Genomic DNA, 22,305 nt, shown 5'->3' on the forward strand with positions numbered 1-22,305 from the left:
AATATATTATCTTGCTGTAAAATTGCTACTGGCTGGTATTCATAGTTTGTGCGTAAAAATGTGAATGCATATTTTTTTATAATGATAGAAGTAAGCTGTGTGCTGGATGCTATAGATGACGCCTCTTTATTCTGTATATTTAAAAAGCGTATGCTGGTTTGCAAATCTCTCCATCCGCACCAAGCTGGTTATTTCGCTTATTCCCACCGGCTTAGCGCTGATAACTATTTTTGCGCTTGCAGCTAGGGGAAGTGAGAGCGTCGATTCTTTATATGCAGATATTTTAGATAAAAAAATTAAAGCTGTTATTGCAGTGATAAACTCAAATAAAGAAAATTTTTCTGCATATCAGCAAGTGTATGATCTTGCTCTTCAGGATTTTGAAGAAAAGCATGTGTGGGTTAGAGCGGATCTTGAAAAAAATATTAATGCCTACTTTTCGCTTATTGGGGTAGCCAAAAATAAATCACCAGAGCATGCCAAGAGTCTTGATGCGCTGAAGCGACAATTTGAAGAACTGATAGTTGAGCTTGATAAAGTCCGAGAGGTGGCGAAGGTCCATACTCGAACGTATGTCCTTGATTATATGCATGATAACGTTTTGCCGCTGCTGAACACGCTCCGGCACGAAACCTCTTGCCTTGCAGAATCAATGCGCAATGGATTGATACGGGAGCGGAACAACGTCATGGCAAACACCCGGAAAGCCATTTCCATGTTTGCGCTGGTAGTCGCAATAGCTGTGGTCATGTCGCTGTGTATTGTGTTGGCAATATTCAAAGTCAGCGTGGTTCAACCATTGCGCGGTTTAAGCAGGGCAATTGAAGACGTAACTTGTGGGCGGTATGAACAGGAAATACCCTATAAAAGTTGGAATAATGAGATAGGGCAGCTTGCCAATAATCTGGACAAGCTGAGGATCTGTGCGGCTGAGCACAGCAAGTTTTTGCGTGTCAAAACTGAAGTTGGGAATATTGCCGAAGGCCTACTGGCTGCAACAACCTTCTCGGAATTTTCTTTTGCCTTGCTTTCTAGGTTGCGTGGGCGGTGCGGCATTACGCACTGCGACCTTTATTTTGCAGATAAATCACAGGAAAAATTTGCAAATATAAATGGTGTTGCATTTTGCGATTGGAATTATTCAGATTCCTATCCATCGAATTTCTCCGATGCAAAATTTATTTTCAGCGATGATGAAGAGGATATGCAGATTGCCGCACCCATGGGAAAGCGCAACGTGGTTGGCGGCAGGTGGTTTTTATTGCCAGTAATCAGGCAAGATAAAAAACTTGCTGTACTTGAACTTGTTCTGTCAAAGCCGCAAGGCGAACCTGTCGCTTTTTTTATGGAAGAGTTGCTCCCGGTTGTGGGGCAAAATCTGGAGATTTTATCCAGCAGTCTTCAGGTAAAAGAACTGCTTGATAAGACGTGTGCCCAGGCAAATTCCCTGGTTGTGTCCCAGGCGCAACTTATGGCGCACAAAAACGACATTCTGGCAGCTCTAAAGAGTGTAAAGCGGTCTCAAACTCAATTGGTAGATATGGCTGAATCCCTTTCTGTAGGGGTTTTTCAGCTATGCTTTTTTGAGGATGGGAGCCGGTTGTTTACGTTTACCAGCCAGCGGATGAGTGAACTGCTTGGAATTAGTGTCAATGATATAATTGATAGCCCTGACTCTTTGTGGCGCAATATCGATCCGCAAGATGCGGCAAGGGCAAGGGGTGGTGTCAATAAAGTGCTGGCACGCATGTTTGGCGGTCAGGATCATGAACAGACAGAGGTGCAATTGCGTGTTATTTCCGGAGAATGCGATTGCTACCTGAATCTTAGCTGCCACTATAAGCGATTGCCTGATGGGATTGTTCAACTTACGGGATACATTGAGGACGTTTCAGAAAAACGTCGTGCAGCACTTGCTCTTGCCGAACAAGAGCGCCGGTTGCGCGACATTATGGATAATTTGCCCTGTCTGGTAACCCTCAAAGATGCCGAGGGGCGTTACCTCATGGGCAATCGTTTTTTTGAAAACGTGTACGCCCTAAAAACAGAAAATATCCTGGGTAAGACGCAGGCGGAAGTGTTTCCCGACGAGATCGTCAGTAAAAGTATGGAGAAGGATCTCCAGGAGGGAGAATCCGGGACGGCTCAGACTTTTGATAGTACTCATATTTTTGCCGATGGCACCGAGCACCTGCTGCGGACAACGGAAATTCCATTGATGGATGGCCGCAATCGCATAACTGGAGTTGTTTCTTTATCCTTGGATATCACGGAGCAACATGCTGCGGCCCGTTATCTTGAGCATGCAAAATTTGTTGCAGAGGAAGCAAACAAGGCAAAAAGTGAATTCCTGGCTAGAATGAGTCATGAAATAAGAACACCCATACATGCCATTTTGGGTCTCGCCTACCTCACCCTGCATTCTGAACTCACAGACAAACAGCGAGAACACGTCAAGAATATCCAGATTTCTGGTAATATCCTTTTGCGCATCATTGATGATATCCTGGACTTTTCAAAAATTGAAGCCGGGAAGATGGTTATTGATGAAGTCAGTTTTAACCTGACTGAGCTTATCGACAGAATATACAGTGTTATTTCTGTTAAAGCAGATGAGCGCGATCTTGAAATCATTTTCGACATAGATGCAACAATTCCTCATAACTTGCTGGGAGACCCCCTGCGTCTTTCACAAGTCCTTATAAATTATGCTTCCAATGCCATAAAATTTACGGAAAAGGGGCACATCCTTCTTTCTGTGAAGGCGGTTGAGCGTTGCATTGACCGCATGCTGCTTCATTTTGCAGTGACAGATACCGGTATTGGCCTGGATGAGTCGCAGAGCGGTGATTTGTTCAATGCTTTTACGCAAGCTGACGGTTCAATTTCGCGCAATTATGGCGGAACTGGGCTCGGCCTGGCGATTTGCAAGCGCTTGGCTGAACTGATGGGCGGCGAAGTTGGCGTTAACAGTGTGCCGGGCCAAGGCAGTTCCTTCTGGTTCACCGCGTGGGTTGGATTGGGTGAACAGGAGGCGTGTCTCATTGATGATGCCCTGATGCAGGAATTGCAGAGTTTACGTTGCCTTGTTGTGTCCGGAAACAGCGAGGCAAAGCGCACACTGACCTCAACTCTGGAATCTTTTTTCTGCCGAGTCGTTACGGTAACCAATGGCGCCGAAGCCCTGGACGCTCTGGGTAATGCTGGCAGCGAAGATCCTTTTTCCTTTATTCTGTTGGATTCAAAAAGGTCAGACAAGGAATGTGTCGCCGTCGCCCAACGGATCAGGCAGGAAGTCCCACGTGATCTTTTCATCGCTCTTTTGGTCACAGGCCCCAGCAGCGAGGCAATTGCCCTGGAGGGTAAAAATGTTGGGGTAAACACGGTTCTTGCCAAGCCGGTGAACTCGTCAACTCTGTTTGACACCGTGATGGAGGCGTTGGGCAAGAGGGTCGCCAGTAAAGGGGGCGATGCGGGCAGCCGCGGAAAAAGGCTGAAGAGACCGACTAAAATTTATGACGCCAGAATCCTTTTAGTTGAAGATAACGTGATCAATCAAAAGGTTGCGATGGAGATCCTGGGGCAGGCCGGGCTTATTGTCCAGGTTGCCAACAACGGGTTTGAAGCTATTGAGGCAGTGAAGAATAGCGATTTTGATGCTGTGCTTATGGATATTCAGATGTCCGGACTTGATGGTTTAAGTACGGCCAGGCGAATACGCGAACTGGAAAAACCAGGAGTTGCAGAGCTTCCCATTATTGCCATGACCGCCAACGCAATGGCTGGCGACAGAGAAAGAAGCCTCAATGCCGGGATGAACGATCATCTGAGCAAGCCGATCAGGCCAGACAAGCTGTTGGCTACCCTTGTGCGCTGGATAAAACAGGGCAAGGGCAAAACCTTTCCGCAGCCAGGGGGGCCTGGTGAAATCTCTGGCTCTCCTTTGCCTGTCGTGGCCTTACCCGGTCTTTCTGTCACGCAAGGTGTGTTGCGCATGGGCGGCAACCTTGTGCTCTACAAGGAACTGTTAGCAAAATTTGCCGTGGACTACGCCGATACCGCTGCGCTTGTGCGCGCCGCGCGTGATCAAGGAAGCATGCCCGAGGTGGCCGCAATCGCACATTCTCTTAAAGGCGTTGCGGGCAATATCGGGGCAAGGGATCTTAGCGTTGCCGCTGGAAAGCTTGAAATGAGCATCAAGAAAGAAACCGCCACAGAAGATTTGTTTGAACAGTTTTTTTGCTCTCTGGAGAAAGTGCTGACTTCGATCAGACTTTTTGAAGATGCTGACAGCCATTCAGACAATATAAGTCATGTCTTGGATTCTTCTTCCCTGAGCAGTCTGCTTGCCGAGATCGGCAGATTGCTTGAATGCGACGTTGCCCAGGCCATAGGCAAGGTCAAGGAGCTAGATGAAGTGGAAATGCCCTCCGTATTGGAGGATGACCTTGCCCGCCTCCAGAAGGCTATGGGTAATTGTGACATTGAAGAGGCATCACGAGCTATTGAAAGCCTGCTTGTGGCGCTGAAGGTGAGATAGAAGGAGGCATGTCTTGAATATTGAACGTCCCAAAGTGCTCGTTGTTGATGACGATGTCAGCAACCTCTACGTAATTATGGAAGCACTGAAAGATCAATATGTAGTGGTGACAGCCACCAATGGAACGCGGGCTCTTAACATGGCTGTCGCAGCTCCTTTTCCTGATATTATTCTGTTGGACGTCATGATGCCCGACATCAGTGGCTACGAAGTATGCTCCAAACTCAAAGGCAATGCTGCTACCCGAGGTATTCCTGTTGTTTTTGTTACCGCCCTTGGTGAAATCGGCGATGAAACAAAAGGTCTTGAACTTGGCGCTGTGGACTATATCACCAAGCCCGTCAACCCCTCACTGGTCAAGGCGCGGGTGCGCAATCAGCTGGAATTGAAACGTCACCGCGATCTGTTGGAGGCAATGGTGCGGGAGCGTACCAGGGAGCTTGTGCTTACCCAACAGGCAACAATTGAAATGCTGGCAGATCTAGCAGAAACGCGTGATCCAGAAACTGGCTGCCACATCAAGCGTACTCAGGAGTACGTATGTGCTCTGGCGCATGCGGCAAGACAACTCCCTGATCTTGAACTGTTTCTGGATGATGAAGACATTGATATGTTGTATCACTCAGCAGTATTGCATGATATAGGTAAAGTTGGTGTTCCTGACGCAATATTGAATAAAGAAGGAAAGCTTAGCAAAGAAGAGTTTTCCAAGATGAAGGAACACTGCATTATAGGATATAAGGCAATGTTGGGAGCGCAGAGAAAGCTTGGAGAAAATTCTTTTCTGCGTCTTGCTGGAGAAATTGCACTGACACATCATGAAAGGTGGGATGGAACAGGCTATCCGAGTGGCCTGCATGGTGCACAGATACCCGTTTCAGGGCGTCTTGTAGCTATTGCAGATGTTTATGACGCGCTGGTTTGTCAACGCATATATAAACCGCCATTTACCCATGAAGAAGCGGTTAGCATTATTGTTGGTGAAAGCGGAAAGCAGTTTGATCCAAGATTTGTGAAAGCATTTCTGGCGATTGAATCGCAAATAGAAAAAATTTCTATAGAATATGCAGATTATAAAAATTGATATAATTTTTTAAAACTTAATTATACAGTATATTGCTGTGTAATTGAGTTGATATTTTATATCGATTGTCTGCAAAAGATATTGTTGAAACACAATAATCTTACCAATACTTACAAAATCTGTATGATTGGAGGTAATATGAAGCTTAGTGTCAAGCTTACACTCATGTCTGGATTCCTTTTGCTGCTTGCAACATTAGTTGGGGTTTTCAGCCTGATTGAGATGGCAAACATCAACAAGGGGTCAACTGATATAAGTGAAAACTGGTTGCGCTCCACACGCAGCGTGATGAATTCAACTCTGTTGACGTCAGAATACAGGCTTGCAGAGGCCTTGTTCGTATATGCCAAGACAGAGGAAGAGAACTCTGTTTATAAAAATCGAATGGAAAATGCTTTAGCCGCACTTGATAAATCAAAGGCTGGTTATGTTAAGCTGATATCTTCGCCAAAAGAAGAGCAGGCCTTTGACACATTTTCGAAGCAATGGGCACAATACATTCAGGTAAGCGCTCAAATAATCCAGCTTTCAAATGACAATAAACTGGAAGCTGCGATCGATATGTTCAGGACAAAATCCAGAATGCTTTTTGAGCAGAGCAATGCATCTCTTATGGAACTTGTAAATATTAATACTGCAGGAGCCGACGCAGCCAGCAAAGCTTGTGACGAACTTTATGAAAGGGCCAGACTTCTGGTCAGCTCATTGCTTGTAGCGGCATTGTTGATTGGTATTGGTGCTGTTGTGTTTATCGTTCGCGGCACCCACAAGCAGCTTGGCAAGGATCCCAGTGAACTGAACGCCATTGCGCACCGAGTTGTTGAAGGCGATTATAATGTTGATGACGGCTGCCCAAAGCTCGGCGTGTACGATTCCATTATTGCCATGGTGAACGCTCTGAAGGTGAATATTGAGCACGCTCAGGAAGAATCGGTAAGGGCGCGTGAGGCGGCGGAAAGCGCCCGTATTGCTCAGGGCGAAGCCGTGGAGGCCCAACACCGTGCAGAGACCGCGCGTAAGGAAGGCCTGCTTGACGCGGCGAACCAGCTGGAAAACGTGGTGCACGTCATTGCTTCTGCCTCAGAGCAGCTTTCTGCGCAAATTGAAGAATCTTCCCGGGGTGCAGAACAGCAGGCAGAGCGTATAGCAGACACGGCAACCGCTGTGGGCGAGATGAATTCTGCAGTGCTTGAGGTGGCGAGGAATGCTTCCTATGGCGCGCAATTGTCTGCAGAAATGCAGGAAAAAGCCCGTTCCGGAGATAATGTGACATCGCAATGCCAGAGTGCGATTGCTGATGTGCAAAACGATGCTGCTGCTCTCAAGGTCAGTATGGATGTGCTTTCCGGGCATGCCCAGGCCATCAACGAGATTATGACCGTTATTTCGGACATTGCTGATCAAACCAATTTGCTGGCACTCAATGCCGCCATTGAGGCGGCGCGCGCAGGCGATGCTGGTCGCGGATTTGCCGTGGTGGCTGACGAGGTGCGCAAACTTGCCGAGAAAACCATGGCTTCGACACTCGATGTGGGTAAAGCCATTCATGCCATCCAGGAAAGTTCGCAGGATGGCGTGCACCGCATGGATGCTGCAGTTAATAAGGTTAATCTTGCAACAGAGCTATCGTTAAAAAGCGGGGAAGCTCTGAAGGTGATTCTCGGGCTCGCAGAACAGACCGCCGATCAGGTGCAGGGTATTGCCACGGCAAGCGAAGAGCAATCTGCTTCAGCCGAGGAAATTGCCCAGTCGGTCGATCATGTCAACTCCATTTCTCGCGAAACCGCCTTGGCCATGAGCGAGGCGAGCAAGGCTGTTTCCGACCTGGCAGCACAGGCTCAACGGCTGGCCGCCATTATTACCGACCTTAAAAATGCCTAACTGTTCGATCTTGTCAGATTTGCCCATGGCACATTGACCTTGCCCCGGTAAATAAGGCTTCGTCTCTCTTTCACGCGCCTTCTGGCAATTTCTGTCAAAGCCATGTGCAGGCATATGGCGGCGGCTTAACCTCTACGGTGGCCGCCGCTTTTCTGTCTGTTCCTGCTGCAGGGCGAGGTGAGGAAGGCTGAATAGTCTGCTGACAATATTTGTAATTCTGCCAGTGTACGGCTGGTTCCCTGCAAAGAGTAATGACTGTATTTTTGTTTTGTCTGCCTCTGTTGAGAGGTGGCTGCTGGAAATTTTTTTTCAACTTTTTTCACAGTGCTTCAACTGCCTGATATTTTTAGTTCTTGTAAAAAATGTTTCTTATGATTCATGTTGATTATACAATCAATATTTTTTGTGACTTGATTATATAGGGGCAACATAACTGTCTGATCTGAGAGGAATTAGCTATACAGATTTTTTTATCGGTTATTATAATTTTACCCGATATAATGCGGTATAGCTGATGTGGCTCCCAGAGGTTAGCTGATCTTGACCTTATTGATAATGATAGCTAACTATTAATTGGCAGCGTTGCTGAATCAGGTGGCAATGTTCGCAATTCACCTGATTTTCAGCGGAAGCCTTGAGGTTTCCCTTGCCCTTCCATCTTTGTCCGGTGTGTGCAGCGATGCCGCCGCGACAAACTCAGGATTCCTTGTTCCCAACACGCGGGAACAAGCACCCCTGAACGCTGGTACATTCTCCAGCCTTTTCTCAAAAGATAATACGCGATGCAGTCAATGTGCTTTTCACATGCTGTATCTATCTAAAATATTTTGCTTTCAAAAAGGGGATTAACCATGTCCACCATTACTCTCACCACCCCTGGCCCCAGTCAGCGTATCTCTATTCCTGCAGAACCACAGGCCACAATACATCTGGATTTTCAGACCGATCAGGCAACCCTTGAGCGCAGTGGCGATAACCTTGTTTTCAGCTTTGCCGACGGCGGCAGTATCGCTATTGAAGGCTTCTACGCCCAGTACGACAAGACCAACCTGCCGGAGTTTGCTGTCGATGGAAAGATTTTGCCTGGCTCGGAATTCTTCAGTGTTTTCGGGCCGGACCTTGCTCCGGCCGCAGGGCCTGCCGCGCAAACTGCGGAAAGAGGGGCAAGATACAACGAACATTCGGATTCATCCCTCGCGTCTGGTCTGGGGCATCTCGATAGCGCTGAAACTCCGACGCTGAACGTTTCGGCGCCGGCAGAGCTGGCAACTCTGGATCCTACCCTTGCCGTTGCCGGCGGGGCAGAATTGGGCGGCGCTGCTGGCGTTGGTTCTGACAATCCCGGCAGCCAAGGCCCCTCAATTCCCCCCGGCCCCGAAGGCCCCACCTTTCCTTCTGGCCCCTTTGTGCGTGCCGTATTGTACGGCAACGGTCAGAGCGGCGAGTATGTGAGCACCAACGTGTTTTTTGCCGAGAATAACGGCACGCCTTCCGCTGTTTCCGCCAGCGATCTGGATTTTACCGGTGCAGCCCCCTGGGCGCGTTTCAGCGTGACTGCAACCTTGCCAGATGGCTGGCAGGATGCCTGGGTGGACGTGGCTTTTGACTACAGCACCGGGCGGCTTGAATTCCGTCTGACGCCCGAGGGCATTGCTGAAATGCAGCGTCTGGGCGTGAACGGCAAGCCGCTTGTGGATTTTATCCAGATATCGGTACTCGACCGGGGCACGGGCAATACGTTTGACTACAATGTAGAGCTGATAGCCACCAAGGATCAGACCTTCGATTCTGCCGCCCACGACAGCGAATATGGCGGCAACATTGCAGGCGATAATATTGGCGAGTTTCATCAGGGGCAAAATGGGGGCGGTGCCTATTCGATAATTTCATCAGCCAAGGACGATGAAATCGTCCTGAACGATACAGTGCTTGGCGGCAGCTCAATCCACGCCAGCGGCTCCGCCGATCCTTCTCTGATGGCTGACGACTACAATACCATCAATCTCAACGCCGGTGTCGTGAATACGGTGTCAGGCTCCACCACGCAGGTTACCTCTACGGATGGCATCCTCAAGGTGCAGGGCGGCGTATCCGTGCAGGGCGACAACGCTGAGAACTTCATCAGCATGGGCAAGGGGCAGGTTCATATCCACAACGCTTCTGGCCATGGCATAGACGCCGTCGGCGGCGAAAACACCATCCTGGGCCGTGAACTGCTTGTTGATGCCAGCGGCACGGGCATTCGTGCAACCGATGGCGGCTCCAACACCGTTGCGGTCAAGGGTGGGGATGTGCGCGTTGATGCGGACGGTACCGCGCTTTATGCCGAAAACGACAGCAGCAATACCGTTTCGGCAACGGGTGGAAACGTCAATATCACTTCCGGGGAAGAAGGCATCCGTTCGAATGCAAACAGCACCAGCACGGTTTCGACGACTGACGGTGATATTAACATCAAGTCGGCCTGGGCAGGGATTGCCGCATATGATAACGGCACCAATAACATCTCCGCCACAAACGGGTCAGTAAATATTGATACTGATACATGGGGCATTACTACCAGCACCGCCAGCGCCGCCAATGTTGACGTTACAAACGGGAGCCTGAATATCAACGCGCTTGGTCGCGGCATCCATTCATACGAAAACGGGGTAAACACCGTTTCTGTGACAAACGGCGATGTCAATGTGAATTCAGGATGGGGATGGGATGGAATCATTGCTCATTTCGGCGGCACCAACAAAGTAGCCGTTGATAATGGCTCTGTTGTCATAAACTCTGGCGGAACTGGAATGACCGCCTTCTATGACAGCAAGAACGATCTTGCCATAAACAATGGCTCGCTTCACATCAACAGTAACAATGCAGGTGTGAATGCCGGTTTTGGCGAAAATGCTATTAGCGTAAACGGCGGCGATGTTTCCATCTCCAGCACAAGTGCCTACGATGCTGGCGTCCTCGCCTCTGAAAACGGCAAGAACACGATCACTACCAGCGGTACGCTTTCTGTCACTGCCGAAACCACGGGCATCAGTGCTGAAAACGGCGGCAAGAACAGCCTTACGGGTAATGATGTTTCTATCACTGCATCGTCAAAGCATGGTGTTTACGCAGCTGACGCTGGCAGCACTAACGAAATTTCTGCGGGTACAGATGGTAAGGTGGAGATTTCCGCTGGCGGTTCCGGGCTTTTTGCCGAGAGAGGCGGTGCGAACAGCGTCACGGGTGGTGATATTTCCATAACTGGCTTAAACTATGCCGTCATCGCTGGGAGCCAAAGCGTAAATGAAATTGATGCTGGCGCTGAGGGTAAAGTTACAATAAATGGTGCCCGTTATGGCCTTTATGCTGGAGCGGAAGGTAAGAATGTTGTGAATGGCGGCGATATTACCATTACCAGCACTGAAAACTCGAACTCGCGGGCTGCCGTCTTTGCTACGGGCAATAATAGCGCCAATGCGATTACTGCGGATTCTGACGGCAAGATTGTAATCAATGGTGGATGGGGAGGGCTGGGAGCCGCCCAGCAAGGCGTAAACAATGTCAGCGGCGGCGATATTGCCATTACCAGCGGTACCAGTAGTCCTGCTGTCTTTGCCACAGGCAGCGGAAGCACAAATAATGTTGATGCTGGACCTGACGGAAAGGTTGTCATCGAGGCCTACTACGAAGGCCTTAATGCCAATAGCGGCGGCAGTAACACTGTCCGCGGCGGCGACATTACTGTTACCGGTAATCGCAGCGCGGCCTTGTGGGCTGTGAATAGCGGGAGCAATAACAGCATTGATGCTGGATCAAACGGAAAGATCGCTGTGAACGGATACCTGTCTGCCCAATCTGGCGGTGTGAACAACCTTTCCGGCGGTGATGTGAACGTGTCTGGAGTCTCTGGCGCCAGCAATGGCTACGGGCTGTATGCCACCCTTTCCGGCAGCAATACCATCTCCACAGCAGATGGCCATATAACTGTGTCGGGAACCTCCACCTCAAATAACAGCTATGCCATGTCTGCGGTCTCTTCCGGGAGCAACAGCATCACCACAGAAAGTGGCGATGTAACGGTGACCGCCACCTCTACCACCAACTCCCCAGGCAGCTCCAGTTATGGCATGGGGGCCTCCTCCGGTCGCAACTCCATTACCACGGCCAATGGTGATGTGGCGGTGGCTGCCGCCTCTACAAAGGGCAGCGGTGCAGGTATGTGGGCTTATGATTCTGGCACTGTTGCCAGTAACACCATTGCTAGCGAAAGTGGCAACGTTGAGGTTACAGGCTCTGGAACCATCGGCTACGGCATGAATGCGGCCAGTTCCGGCAGCAACTCCATTACAACAGAAGATGGCGATGTCAGGGTGTCGGGTGCAGGAAACGGCCCCTCTGGCAGCGGTAATGCCTACGGCATGTACGCCACCTCTGGTCGTAATTCCATAACCACCGAGGATGGCAACGTAACCGTGTCGGGTGTGAGCAGCGGCAGCCTTGGTTATGGAATGTCTGCAAGCAATTCCGGTCATAATTCCATTATCACAGAAAGCGGAAATGTAGAGGTGTCGGGTTCGGGCTCCACCGGCTACGGAATGCATGCGACCGTTGGCGAAAATTCCATCACCACAGCAGATGGGCGCGTGACTGTTTCTGGGACAAGCACTGCCATGCATGCCAGTGGCGGCAGTAATTCCATTTCCACTGAAGATGGCGATGTGCAAGTTTCTGGCCCGATAGGCATGTATAACAAGTACGGAACCAACAGCGTTACCACTGCAAATGGTAATGTCACTGTTTCGGGCACTGGCACCAGCAACGCCGTTGGTATGATGAGTGCTGGCGAACCCAATAACAATGCCATTACAGCAACACCCGGCAGCAACGTCATCACCACGGAAAACGGCAATATTACCGTGATGGGAACGGCCAACACCAACAATAGCAGCAGCGGGTTCGGTATGAATGCGAACGCTGCCGGGAATAATGTTATTTCCACAGAAGGCGGAACAGTAAATGTGACGGGCAATAGCACTACAGGCTACGGTTACGGCATGTATGCCAGCAACAATGGCGCTGTTAACTCTGTTACCACCGCTGGCGGGGATGTGAGCGTATCAGGCTCGGGAGTCGCCGGTACTGGCTTCGCTATGGCAGCATATAGTGATGGCAATAATTCCATTAGTACAACCAGCGGTGACGTAAATGTACTCGCCAAATCCACTACTTCTGCCGGGTCTGGCATGTATACCTCTGGTGGCAAAAATGCCGTTAAGACTGAAGGCGGCGATGTGACTGTGACCGGCAGTTCTGCCTCCGGTGTTGGTCGCGGTATGGATGCTTTGTCCGGTGCCAATTCGGTGGTTACAGCGAGCGGTGAAGTGAACATTTCAGGAAAGTCAACTTCCGGCAGCAGCTACGGCATGTCCACGACCTTTAACGGGCAGAACTCCGTCACAACGGAAGGCGGGGATGTGAACGTGTCGTCAACGGCCTCCCGTAGTAGCTACGGCATGTACACAGCTTCAACTGGCGCCAATACCATCACCACTGGCGATGGTGATGTGGATGTGTCGGCCAAGAGTTCAGGCACTACGTCCAACAGCTACGGCATGTCCGTCAATGGCGCTGGCAGCAACTCTATTGCCACAAAAAATGGCGATATTGATGTGTCGGGGAGCGGAGCCGCCGGTTATGGGCTGTTTTCTAATGCCACAGGCGGCAAGAACAGCGTAGAGACCGTAGCTGGGAATATCTCCATTCAGGGCACGGGCACAAACGGCACAGGTGCGGGCATGTTTGCCCAGAATGCTGGCAGCAATAGCGTTACAGTCAGGTCTGGCGACGTGACGGTTACTGGCTCCGGCGCTGGAGATAAGGACAGCTATGGCATGTTTGCCAGCGGTGCGGACAGCAGCAATAGTATTGTTACCCAGAGCGGCTCCGTAGTCGCATACGGCAATGCTGCCGACAGCGGTTCTGCGTATGGCATGGCTGCGTTTGCTTCTGGAAGTAATCGTATCTCTACAGATTCTGGCTCCGCAGTGGTTTACGGAATTGCCGAGAGTGGAGAAAGTTATGGCATGGTTGCCCAAAATGCGGGCACCAACAGCATAGAAACAGATAGCGGTGCTGTAATGGTTGAGAGCGGAAGTCCCACAACGTCCACTGGAATGTGGGCCGATTCCGCAGGAAGTGCCAATAGAATTACCACAAACAGCGGTGATGTCTTCCTTTTTGCTGACGGTTCCGGCTCAGAAGACAGTAAGGGCATGCTTGCCACTGATTCAGGAATAAATAGTATTGCCACCCAAAGCGGCGCTACGTTCATTTCTGGGGGAATACATGCAACAACTTCCGGCAGCAACAGCGTCACAGCCCGGTCTGGTGACGTGACGATTACGGGATCCGGCACTGGCGACAATGACGGTTTCGGCATGCTTGCCAGCGGGTCTGGCAGCACCAACAACGTCACAACCCAGAGTGGCTCTGTGATTGCTTCAGTCTCAGGAACCGGCAGCAGTTACGCATTCGGCATGGCTGCCGTAAGCTCCGGCAAGAATAATATCTCCACTGAAACTGGATCTGTGGCGATTTCCGGCACAGGCAATGCAAGTACTGGCGATGGCTATGGCATGTTTGCCAATTATGCTGGTGGTAACAGCATTGAAACGGTCAGCGGCGATGTGGCTGTTTCATCGGACAGCGCCAGCAGAAGCTACGGGATGTGGGCTTTTTCGTCCGGCAGCAAGAATAGCATCGCTACGGACAGCGGCTCTGTATCTGTAGATGCCTCCAGTTCCGCCAATGGCCTCAGCAATGGCATGTTTGCCGAAAATTTCGGCGCCAACAGCATTACGACCAACGGCGGCGCAGTGGCTGTTTCCGCCAGCAATACTGGCTCTGGCGATGCACATGGCATGCATGCCCTCAATTCCGGCAGCAACAGCATTGCTTCCGCAGCCGACATACCGCTGACCGTGACCATCACTGCCACGGCCGCTTCGGCTCAGAAGGCTATTGCCATGTGGGCGCAGGGTGGCGGTGCCGTAAACTACATCACCGGGCATTCACAGGCTGGGGGCGATGGCGACAGCATCACCCTGAGCGGTGGCATCGCAATGCAGACCGCTAACGGCGGCAGGAACATCATTACCACTGGGGCAGGCAACGACCATGTAACCATTAATGGAGCCGTCAAGGGCAGCGGCAACCAGATCAATGTGGGCGGCGGCAGCAATACGGTTACGCTTAACGGCGCGGTTGAATCCGGCAGCCTGAACGTCATTGCTACCGACGGCACGTACACGCTCATACTTCAGGCCTCCAGCACGGAAAGCTTCGCAGAACGTTACGGCCAGTGGCTCAATGGCATTACGTCCGACAATCTTATTGCTGGCGGGCTGACCAGTATCAGCTTTGACGGTCTGGATGCAGCGAATCTGCCCGCAGATTTTCTGACAACGTTTAACGACCTTCTGTACGTTTTGCACGACAACGGTGTTTCCATCGTGCCGGACGGTCTCTACGGCCACCTGCACGATCCTGCGGCTACCGCCGCTCCCATGATGTTTGCGGCGGCGGATGTTGCTGAACATAGCGGTACAGACGGCATTCATTCTGGTGCATCCGATGATGGACAGGCCGCGCATGCGGCAGGTTTGGGAACGGTTCAGGGGGCTGAGGCACCGAATACTGCCGGCGATCATGCTCTGGATGAAGCGGGCAGCGACGCTGCCATTGGTTCCGGCGGGGCAGAATTATCCCATCACGATGACAGCACTGGCGCGCAGGGTACATCTGCTCAGGGATACACTGCCGAGGATACGCATCCGGCAACGGAACACTATGTAACCGGCGTTGTTGATCATGCTGAAGATGGAGCGACTCACGATGTCCTTCAAAGTCTGGGCGGCCAACTGAACACTGGTGCGCATCCTCAGTTGGATACGCATCTGGCTGAAAATACCGATAGTGTCACGCCGTCCACGGAGAATGGGCATGAGGACTCGCCAGTTCTGGATGATTTGCTGAGCGACAACTCGTTTTACGGCAGTGAAAATGTTGGTCTGCTGTTTCATGGGGATAGCCTGAACCAAAACGCAGATGGACCTGTTGCTGGCGCAACTGCCGGGCAACAAGGCGAAATTCATGCTGACCTGGTGCTCACCCTGGGCGATGAGTCGCTTGACGGCCTGTTTGCAGAGGGGTCTCTGAGTAGCGGCGTTAGCGGTGACGCACATCAGTATGGGGAATCTGTCTCAGGAGGGTTTGTCGCAAGCCTGACGGACATGCCTGCTGTGATGAATGAAAATTCCACCGGTATGCACATTGCCGGTGGAGGCGACGTACATGGCGTGGATGGCGAGGCGAGTGCTTCCGCGTGGGCGAACGCGCCTGACTCTGCTGAACACTTTGCACAAGCGCAAGAATCAGTAAATACGGCCATGCGCCAAATTGAAGGTTGCTAGAGAAGTGACCCACCCACAGGCTGACAGCTGACTTTACTGATTGGCCGTCAGCCTGTGGGTTCCGTTCTGGAAGAAGGGTTCCGTCTTATGTGCTTATGCCGCTTCCTTTAAATTAATTTTATAATCATGATGCAGCGTTTATAGAAAGCTGTATGATTGGATGACAAACAATGGTTATAGGCATGTCCTTGATTGAGGGGACATAGTCATTGTTGTCATCACTGCTGCGGCAAATATTCTGTCACAGGATTAACTCACCTGCCATTCTGAATTAAATCTCTTTTTTCGCATTCATCTTGATATATCGGCAGCAAATGCATCTTTTGTCATTTTAATTTATGGCATAAGTGTTGTTGTTTTGTGTTATATTTTGACTGTGTTAACTGTTATGTTCGAATTCATGTCGTAAATCATGTTAATAATTTTTTAATATAATACTGTATTAAATTTTTTAAATTTTTTTGTGAAATAAAATTTATTCAATTATTATGTAATATGAATATTTTTTATTTGACAAGTATGATAATTTTTATTTCATTGGTGTTGTAGTGCTATTTGTTGAGTGTCTTTATGGTTTATAACTTAATAGTTGTAGTTGTTATGGTGATGGAAAAAACAAGCGCGCATCATCTGGTGTGCGCAGATATCGCCAAGTGGAAAAAACTAAGCATGCTTGTGGCTGCGTCACTAGCGTGAGTGCGTGTATGCATTTGATAAAATGGAAATATGAGCTTGATGTGCAGGTATTTGATGAAAAATGATGCTGATTGCACAGTTAATTTATAAAAAAGCCGGAAGTGAGCTTTAATAAAATTATTCAGACTGTGTTATGCAGGCTAATGCATGGGTATACTTTACTGTTTGAAATCTCTTATGGAACACGAAGCAATGAACAAAATAAATTCATTTTTCAAAAACTGGAAAAGCCATGAAGGCGTGACAACAATAAAGCAAATTGAAGCGCATTTTGGCAGTATTGTTTTGTCACTTGAAAAGGCGGGGAGTGTTATCGTGCAACCTCCCGTGGACAAGCTTTGGTTCTCCATTGCACTTCTGGATACCAAGATAGATCGGAAGGTGGAAAACTGGCATCTGGAAAAAATGAAAATAGCGGCCTTCAATGCATCAATAAATCCGCAAGGACGAGCGCTCAAGGCGTCCTATCTTGAGGATTGCATGTCCATACATGTGTTTTTTGACCCCAGCTTTTTGAACGAATTTGCAGAAGAAATGGGATGCAAGATTGATGCAAGCAAAGTGTACCCTATTCACGGTATACATAATCAGCAGTTTTCAGCTGTAGCAAAAAGCATTTTGATGCCGTTATTTGCTCCGGATATGCAAAGTTTGCGTCTTGATGAAACAATGCAGGGAGCATTACGGTATATATGTGATATGTATGATATAAAAAGCTGCTTCTATGGGGCGAGGATGAGCAAGCCGCAGTTGCAGCGCGTATGCGAATATATTGACGAGAATATTTCGGAAAAGCTTACTGTTGAAGATCTCGCTCAGGTCGCGCGCCAGAATAGAACCGCATTTTCGACAAAATTTAAAAATACTGTGGGAATGACGCCGCACAAATTTATCATTCAGAGGCGGATAGCAAGAGCAGAAGATTTGTTGCGTAATTCAAAACATACAATTACGGAAATAAGCGCAATTTGCGGATTTTCTGATCTTGCCCACTTTTGCCATGTGTTTAAGCGATGTCATGGAGTATCTCCACAACAGTTTAACAAGGAGTAGCGTGGTATCCAATTGTCGGTAATGTCTCCGTATCGTATCAGATTTGCTCAGGATAACTGCTTTCTTTTTCGTCGCAGCAGATATCCTGAATAAATCTGTTTAAGCGTAATGAGCCTGTATTAGCTATTTCACTCCAGCTTAAGCTGGAATTACTGTTTCTCAAATTCAGCTCGTGGGTAAACTGCATTCTCAATTTTAAGGTATCGACTGCATCACTGCTTGTTATGCCAATTTTTTTGCATAAAAAGACATAGGTGGCATCGGCCAGGTTGATTCCATCAGAAATTATGTAAAGCATCAACCCGTGATCAGCAGACAGGCTCTTCAGTTCCGGGGCATCTGGCAATAAGGCGCACGCGCCAGCCGCAGAAATGTTTATTATTTGCGATCTGAGGGCTGCGAGATGGTAATGGTTTTGAATCAACTCCCTTAAGTCGTGCCTGGTTGCAGGAATCTGGTCAATACGCATCACCCCGGACGCCTTGGAATATTCGGGATACCAGTCAATTCTTCGGTCTCTCCGCATGCGGCGAACAACATTTTGAGCAGCAAATCGCAAGAGCAGGGCCTGTATGCTATGATCCGCATTCTTTTTTACGCCAAGTATTTTACCGCATCCCATATAGCCCAGTCGCATTCTCTGCGGATAGTTTTTATTAAGGCAGAAAAAGTATTCAAATTCATTAGGGTAAATTTTGCAGGGCCTTTCAATGATTGTTTGGTCAACAACCTTCAGTTTTGCTTCTCGTCCGATTGTCTCGCTAAGGTACCCGTGGCACAAGACATCTCTGATGGCTCCATTCAGTTTGATACTGCATGTGACCTTTACAATAGTTTTAACATCCTGGGCTGTGTAAAAGATGTTGGAGTTCTTTGATTGTGCAGTGAATCCACTGTGTTCTGCTGATATTATCATTAATTTCCTTTGACTGTTATGTATTGTTGTGGGATTTTAAGGGATTGGCCGTGTTCATTTTTGTGTTAAGAAATTTTTATTTTGTATTTTTCTGGTGAAATTTTATTTATAAATACTCTTGTGATTAATATTCGTATGGCAATTAATTAATATGCAAGATTATATTATATGCTAAAATTTAATTATAAGCTTAGTACTATGATATAATATGGATAAATTATGTTAGGAGCATATTTTATTAATGCTAGATATATTTAATAAGCTAAATTGCTATATCTCGTAATTTATGATGCCATGTGAAGAAGATATTGAATTGTATTTTTAACAACACTGTGTGAATCAAATTTACAATAACTCGATCCATAAACGTATTGTGCTGTCAAAAAATACCTGCTCCAGGTATATGCGAGCACCAAAAATAAAATTGAGTAGATTGCTTGGATATTGCGGAAAGCCTGGGCCGGAGTGTGAGTTGTGGATATGTTTAGATGTGTGACGTTCTCGAACGGCGCAGTATGCCGGGTGACGTGAATCACTCTGATGCTGGCTATTGTAACGCATAGTCCAAAGCCGCAAGAGCCGGAAAATCGGCTCCGGCACTTGCGGTCCTTCAAAAAAATCCTTCACGGTCCTGTTGCCTTTGCTATGGTGCGATGTGGAAGATGAAAATGTTGGAAAACACGCGTCCAGCAATGTGTTACGTTCTGAGGACATTGAAATAGCTTCCAACTGTCTCATTAGTCTTCGTATCTCCAGAGTTGGCCCCAATGCTGGGTATGCCGGGCGTAGCTAGGCTTGGCTGTATGCTTAGAAAAACAGAAAGCCCGCCAAGCTGTTAGCTTAGCGGGCTTCTTCGAACTCTCCTGGAGTTCAAGATAGCGCCAAGAGGGGACCTCGGCACCATTTGATATGTTGAATTTCAATAATCTGAAATTATTGAAATTTATTTGTCCTCGAAGGCTTGTAACCCCGTTTATGAACCATGTAGCAATGGCTTGCATGAAAAAACATCCGCAAAATGAGGCCGGGCACATTGCAATTCTTCTTCATCCCCAATAGCCTTTGCAGGCTTTAGCAAAACTATCACCATGGCTCATACCACACCGGATCAGAAACTTGGGTCAGTGCGGTGCTCTAAAGCTTGCGGCCATAGCCGAGTCCAAGCAAAGGTTTCCTTGCCAAGCTCAACGTCCAAGTCTCCGCCCAACGTTGCATAGTCTACCACCTGTATTTTCATTTAGGCCTAGATAGCGATGCTGGAAACGCGGGTTTCACTCTTGGCCTTTCGCGTCAGTCGCTGTAAATGTTGTCATGGATTGCAAGCCACTGCACGGCGGTTGTGGTCTTAATCCCCTGCTGAAAATTAAAAGTATTTGCCATACTCCATGCCACGCCGTCAGGACGTGCGAAGGCGAGTCGATATTTCGCTGCTGTGTCATTTGGGGAATTGCGCACATCCTCGACCAGCATTTCCTTGGTCAGTAATTTTCTCTCAGTTATATCCCCCCATCGACTCTCCATTAGTTCTGCAATTTCAATGTATTTTAAAGTATCTCCAGCAATATAAACAATTTTATTGCGAATCTCAGGCTGATAAAAGAATATTTCAGCCGTTAACATGCCAATATCTTCGGGGGTTGTTAGCGTTATAGAGTGTTGCCAGTCGCCGAGGCCATATACAGTATGTTTCTTTTCATCGACCACACCAAAACTTGGTTCAAAGAGGTAGCTAGTAAAAATGCCAGTGGAGACAATGGTCCAATCGGTCTCGCTTTGCCCACGTAAAAGATGACGCACCTCAAGTTGTTCGTCCCATACCTCTTGCCCGCTTCCTTTCCCCACTATGTCGTAGTCCACACCAAATTGCCATGGAAAATAGCGAGTTACACCTGCATTGAGCACAGCCGTGGTAATTTTGATCTGCGTTCCTGGTCCACCAACAAAGCCACTACAGTTGATTACCGCGCCAAACTGTCGAAAAATGGTGCTCAATTCATCAATACTTTGTCTTTGCAGATCCCCTTCTACCACAGATATTCCTAACTCTCTGAGTTCATCAAGCCTCGCTTTTCGTGAACCAGAAACTGCGTGACTGGCTTCCTCTTTGAGTAATACGCTGATTTTTGTCGATGGATTTTTGTGAGTTTTTTTACTCATAGCGCGCAATACTGGCATTCCAAGTTGTCCAGCACCAAGCACGAGGACTGTATTTGTGGATTCTTCTGTTAACAACATCATATCTATCTCCTTTAATTTTGCTTTAGGTTAACATAGAAAAAAATGAAAACTCAACTAGGCACACGAATGATACTGTGGCATCTCTGAAAAATATGGCATTGAAAAGTTAGTGTTTCCAGTATAGGAGTACAAGAATGAAGAAAAGTAGGTTTGCCGATGAACAGATTATTGGAATGCTGCGGCAGATAAGGCCGAAGTTCGCGTTGTTGACCTGTGTCGTCAAACGCTATCTCGGGTAGGACCTTTACAAATGGCGCAGCAAATTTTGCGAGGCGGATATCATTGACGGAAAGCGTCTGCGGCAGGTGGATGAGGATGCGCACCTGAAAATGTTTTTTGGCGAACAGGGCAAGATTACTATAGGAGGCAAAGTGGAAGACTGGGACGCTATGTTGAAACTTTCAAAAGAGTTGTGTGAAGGGCTAACCAATGACGATGATGGTCTGAAACGAGAAATACTTACACACGCGGGGAACCGATGGTCATTGGGGGTGGTGCACATCTTGGGAACCTCTGGCCCCCTGCGGCATGGAGAAATCCGTCGCCATTTTGGCGAAATCACACAGAGAATGTTGACGCGCACGCTACGTCAACTGGAGCGGGACGGCCTTATCGTCCGGCACGATTACCATGAGAAGCCGCTCCGAGTTGTTTACGAAATTACAAGCCTGGGCAAAGAAATGCTTATTCAGATAATGCCGGTATGGCACTGGATTATTACATCATCTGACCGTTTTCGCGAGGCAAGATCTCGATATGAAAGCCAGCGAGGTTGATGGTTTCCTTCAAAACCAGATGCCAGACGGTTCCATTAAGAAGATGGTGATATTAACAAAACTAAGCGGTTACCACAGCAAAACAGGCCCGGTTGGCAAGTTGAATCGCACTCCTGCCTGCTGCTTGCATCCAGGAGGATATGGACAGATGTGTTAGCCCCTTGTGGCTCAGATTCTTTCTGAAAGAAGTGAAAATTGCGAATCTGCGGACGGTGTTGCGAGCTATTAGGCAGGGGCCCCCGGCACCCGATGCTTCAACCCCTTTGGATTTGCGCCTGCAAAAAAGCCTGAAGGCGTGTGCGCAGGGCGGTACTTGCCTGAAGTGTTTTCAGCTTCATTGTTCAGATAAGGCACCAACTTGTCGGTGCCATCCACGCCCACCGTGGCTGAAAATTTTTGATGCCGTGGAATCCTATGCTTTTTAATGCTTCCCCAGCGGCAGTACCGTTTGCCTCCCCGTGCAGCCGACCAAATGGATTCTACAGGGACTTGATCTACTCCCGCATCAGGTGTTCGCGGCACACGGCCATAAAATCCCGCAAGCATGGGGAAAGCCATTTATCTTTGTGCCACAGCATAAATACGCCAGTTTCAAAAGGTCCGCCAATCAACGTGAGGTAGGTCGTCAAATTCGAACGCCATGTTAAGCGGCAATCGGCAGCTTTGGT

General features: G+C 48.6%; 8 protein-coding genes. 6 read left to right on the plus strand and 2 right to left on the minus strand.

From position 1 onward, the window contains the following. Positions 1 to 115: 115 nt before the first annotated feature. The 5 genes from NE637_RS09805 to NE637_RS09825 all read left to right on the plus strand — a co-directional run bounded on the left by NE637_RS09805 (position 116) and on the right by NE637_RS09825 (position 17,707). Positions 116 to 4,540 carry a response regulator gene (locus tag NE637_RS09805; RefSeq protein ID WP_227117836.1) on the plus strand — a complete coding sequence of 1,475 codons (4,425 nt, stop codon included), beginning with the start codon at positions 116 to 118 and terminating at the stop codon, positions 4,538 to 4,540. Between the two features lie 13 nt (positions 4,541 to 4,553). After that, positions 4,554 to 5,624 carry an HD domain-containing phosphohydrolase gene (locus tag NE637_RS09810; protein WP_225530073.1) on the plus strand — a complete coding sequence of 357 codons (1,071 nt, stop codon included), beginning with the start codon at positions 4,554 to 4,556 and terminating at the stop codon, positions 5,622 to 5,624. A 138-nt stretch (positions 5,625 to 5,762) separates the two neighbouring features. Further along, positions 5,763 to 7,505: a HAMP domain-containing methyl-accepting chemotaxis protein gene (locus NE637_RS09815; RefSeq protein WP_192113598.1), complete on the plus strand. Its 1,743-nt coding sequence runs from the start codon at positions 5,763 to 5,765 to the stop codon at positions 7,503 to 7,505. An 851-nt stretch (positions 7,506 to 8,356) separates the two neighbouring features. After that, positions 8,357 to 15,958: a beta strand repeat-containing protein gene (locus NE637_RS09820; RefSeq protein ID WP_227117835.1), complete on the plus strand. Its 7,602-nt coding sequence runs from the start codon at positions 8,357 to 8,359 to the stop codon at positions 15,956 to 15,958. A gap of 873 nt (positions 15,959 to 16,831) precedes the next feature. Beyond that, positions 16,832 to 17,707 carry a helix-turn-helix domain-containing protein gene (locus NE637_RS09825; RefSeq protein WP_215647131.1) on the plus strand — a complete coding sequence of 292 codons (876 nt, stop codon included), beginning with the start codon at positions 16,832 to 16,834 and terminating at the stop codon, positions 17,705 to 17,707. Positions 17,708 to 17,744: 37 nt separating this feature from the next. On the opposite strand, the gene NE637_RS09830 is transcribed toward NE637_RS09825, so the two are convergent. Continuing rightward, positions 17,745 to 18,623, minus strand: a complete 879-nt coding sequence (locus tag NE637_RS09830) for a hypothetical protein (RefSeq protein ID WP_227117834.1) — start codon at positions 18,621 to 18,623, stop codon at positions 17,745 to 17,747. Between the two features lie 1,290 nt (positions 18,624 to 19,913). Then, the gene (locus tag NE637_RS09835) at positions 19,914 to 20,861 is read right to left on the minus strand and encodes an aromatic alcohol reductase (RefSeq protein ID WP_227117833.1); all 948 of its coding nucleotides are present in this window, start codon (positions 20,859 to 20,861) and stop codon (positions 19,914 to 19,916) included. 371 nt (positions 20,862 to 21,232) lie between these two features. Between NE637_RS09835 and NE637_RS09840 the strand changes: the two genes are divergently transcribed. After that, entirely contained in the window at positions 21,233 to 21,637 is a 405-nt protein-coding gene (locus NE637_RS09840) for a winged helix-turn-helix transcriptional regulator (RefSeq protein ID WP_227117832.1), read from the plus strand. Positions 21,638 to 22,305 lie beyond the last annotated feature (668 nt).

The organism is Desulfovibrio desulfuricans (assembly GCF_024460775.1).
GTDB lineage: Bacteria > Desulfobacterota > Desulfovibrionia > Desulfovibrionales > Desulfovibrionaceae > Desulfovibrio > Desulfovibrio desulfuricans_E.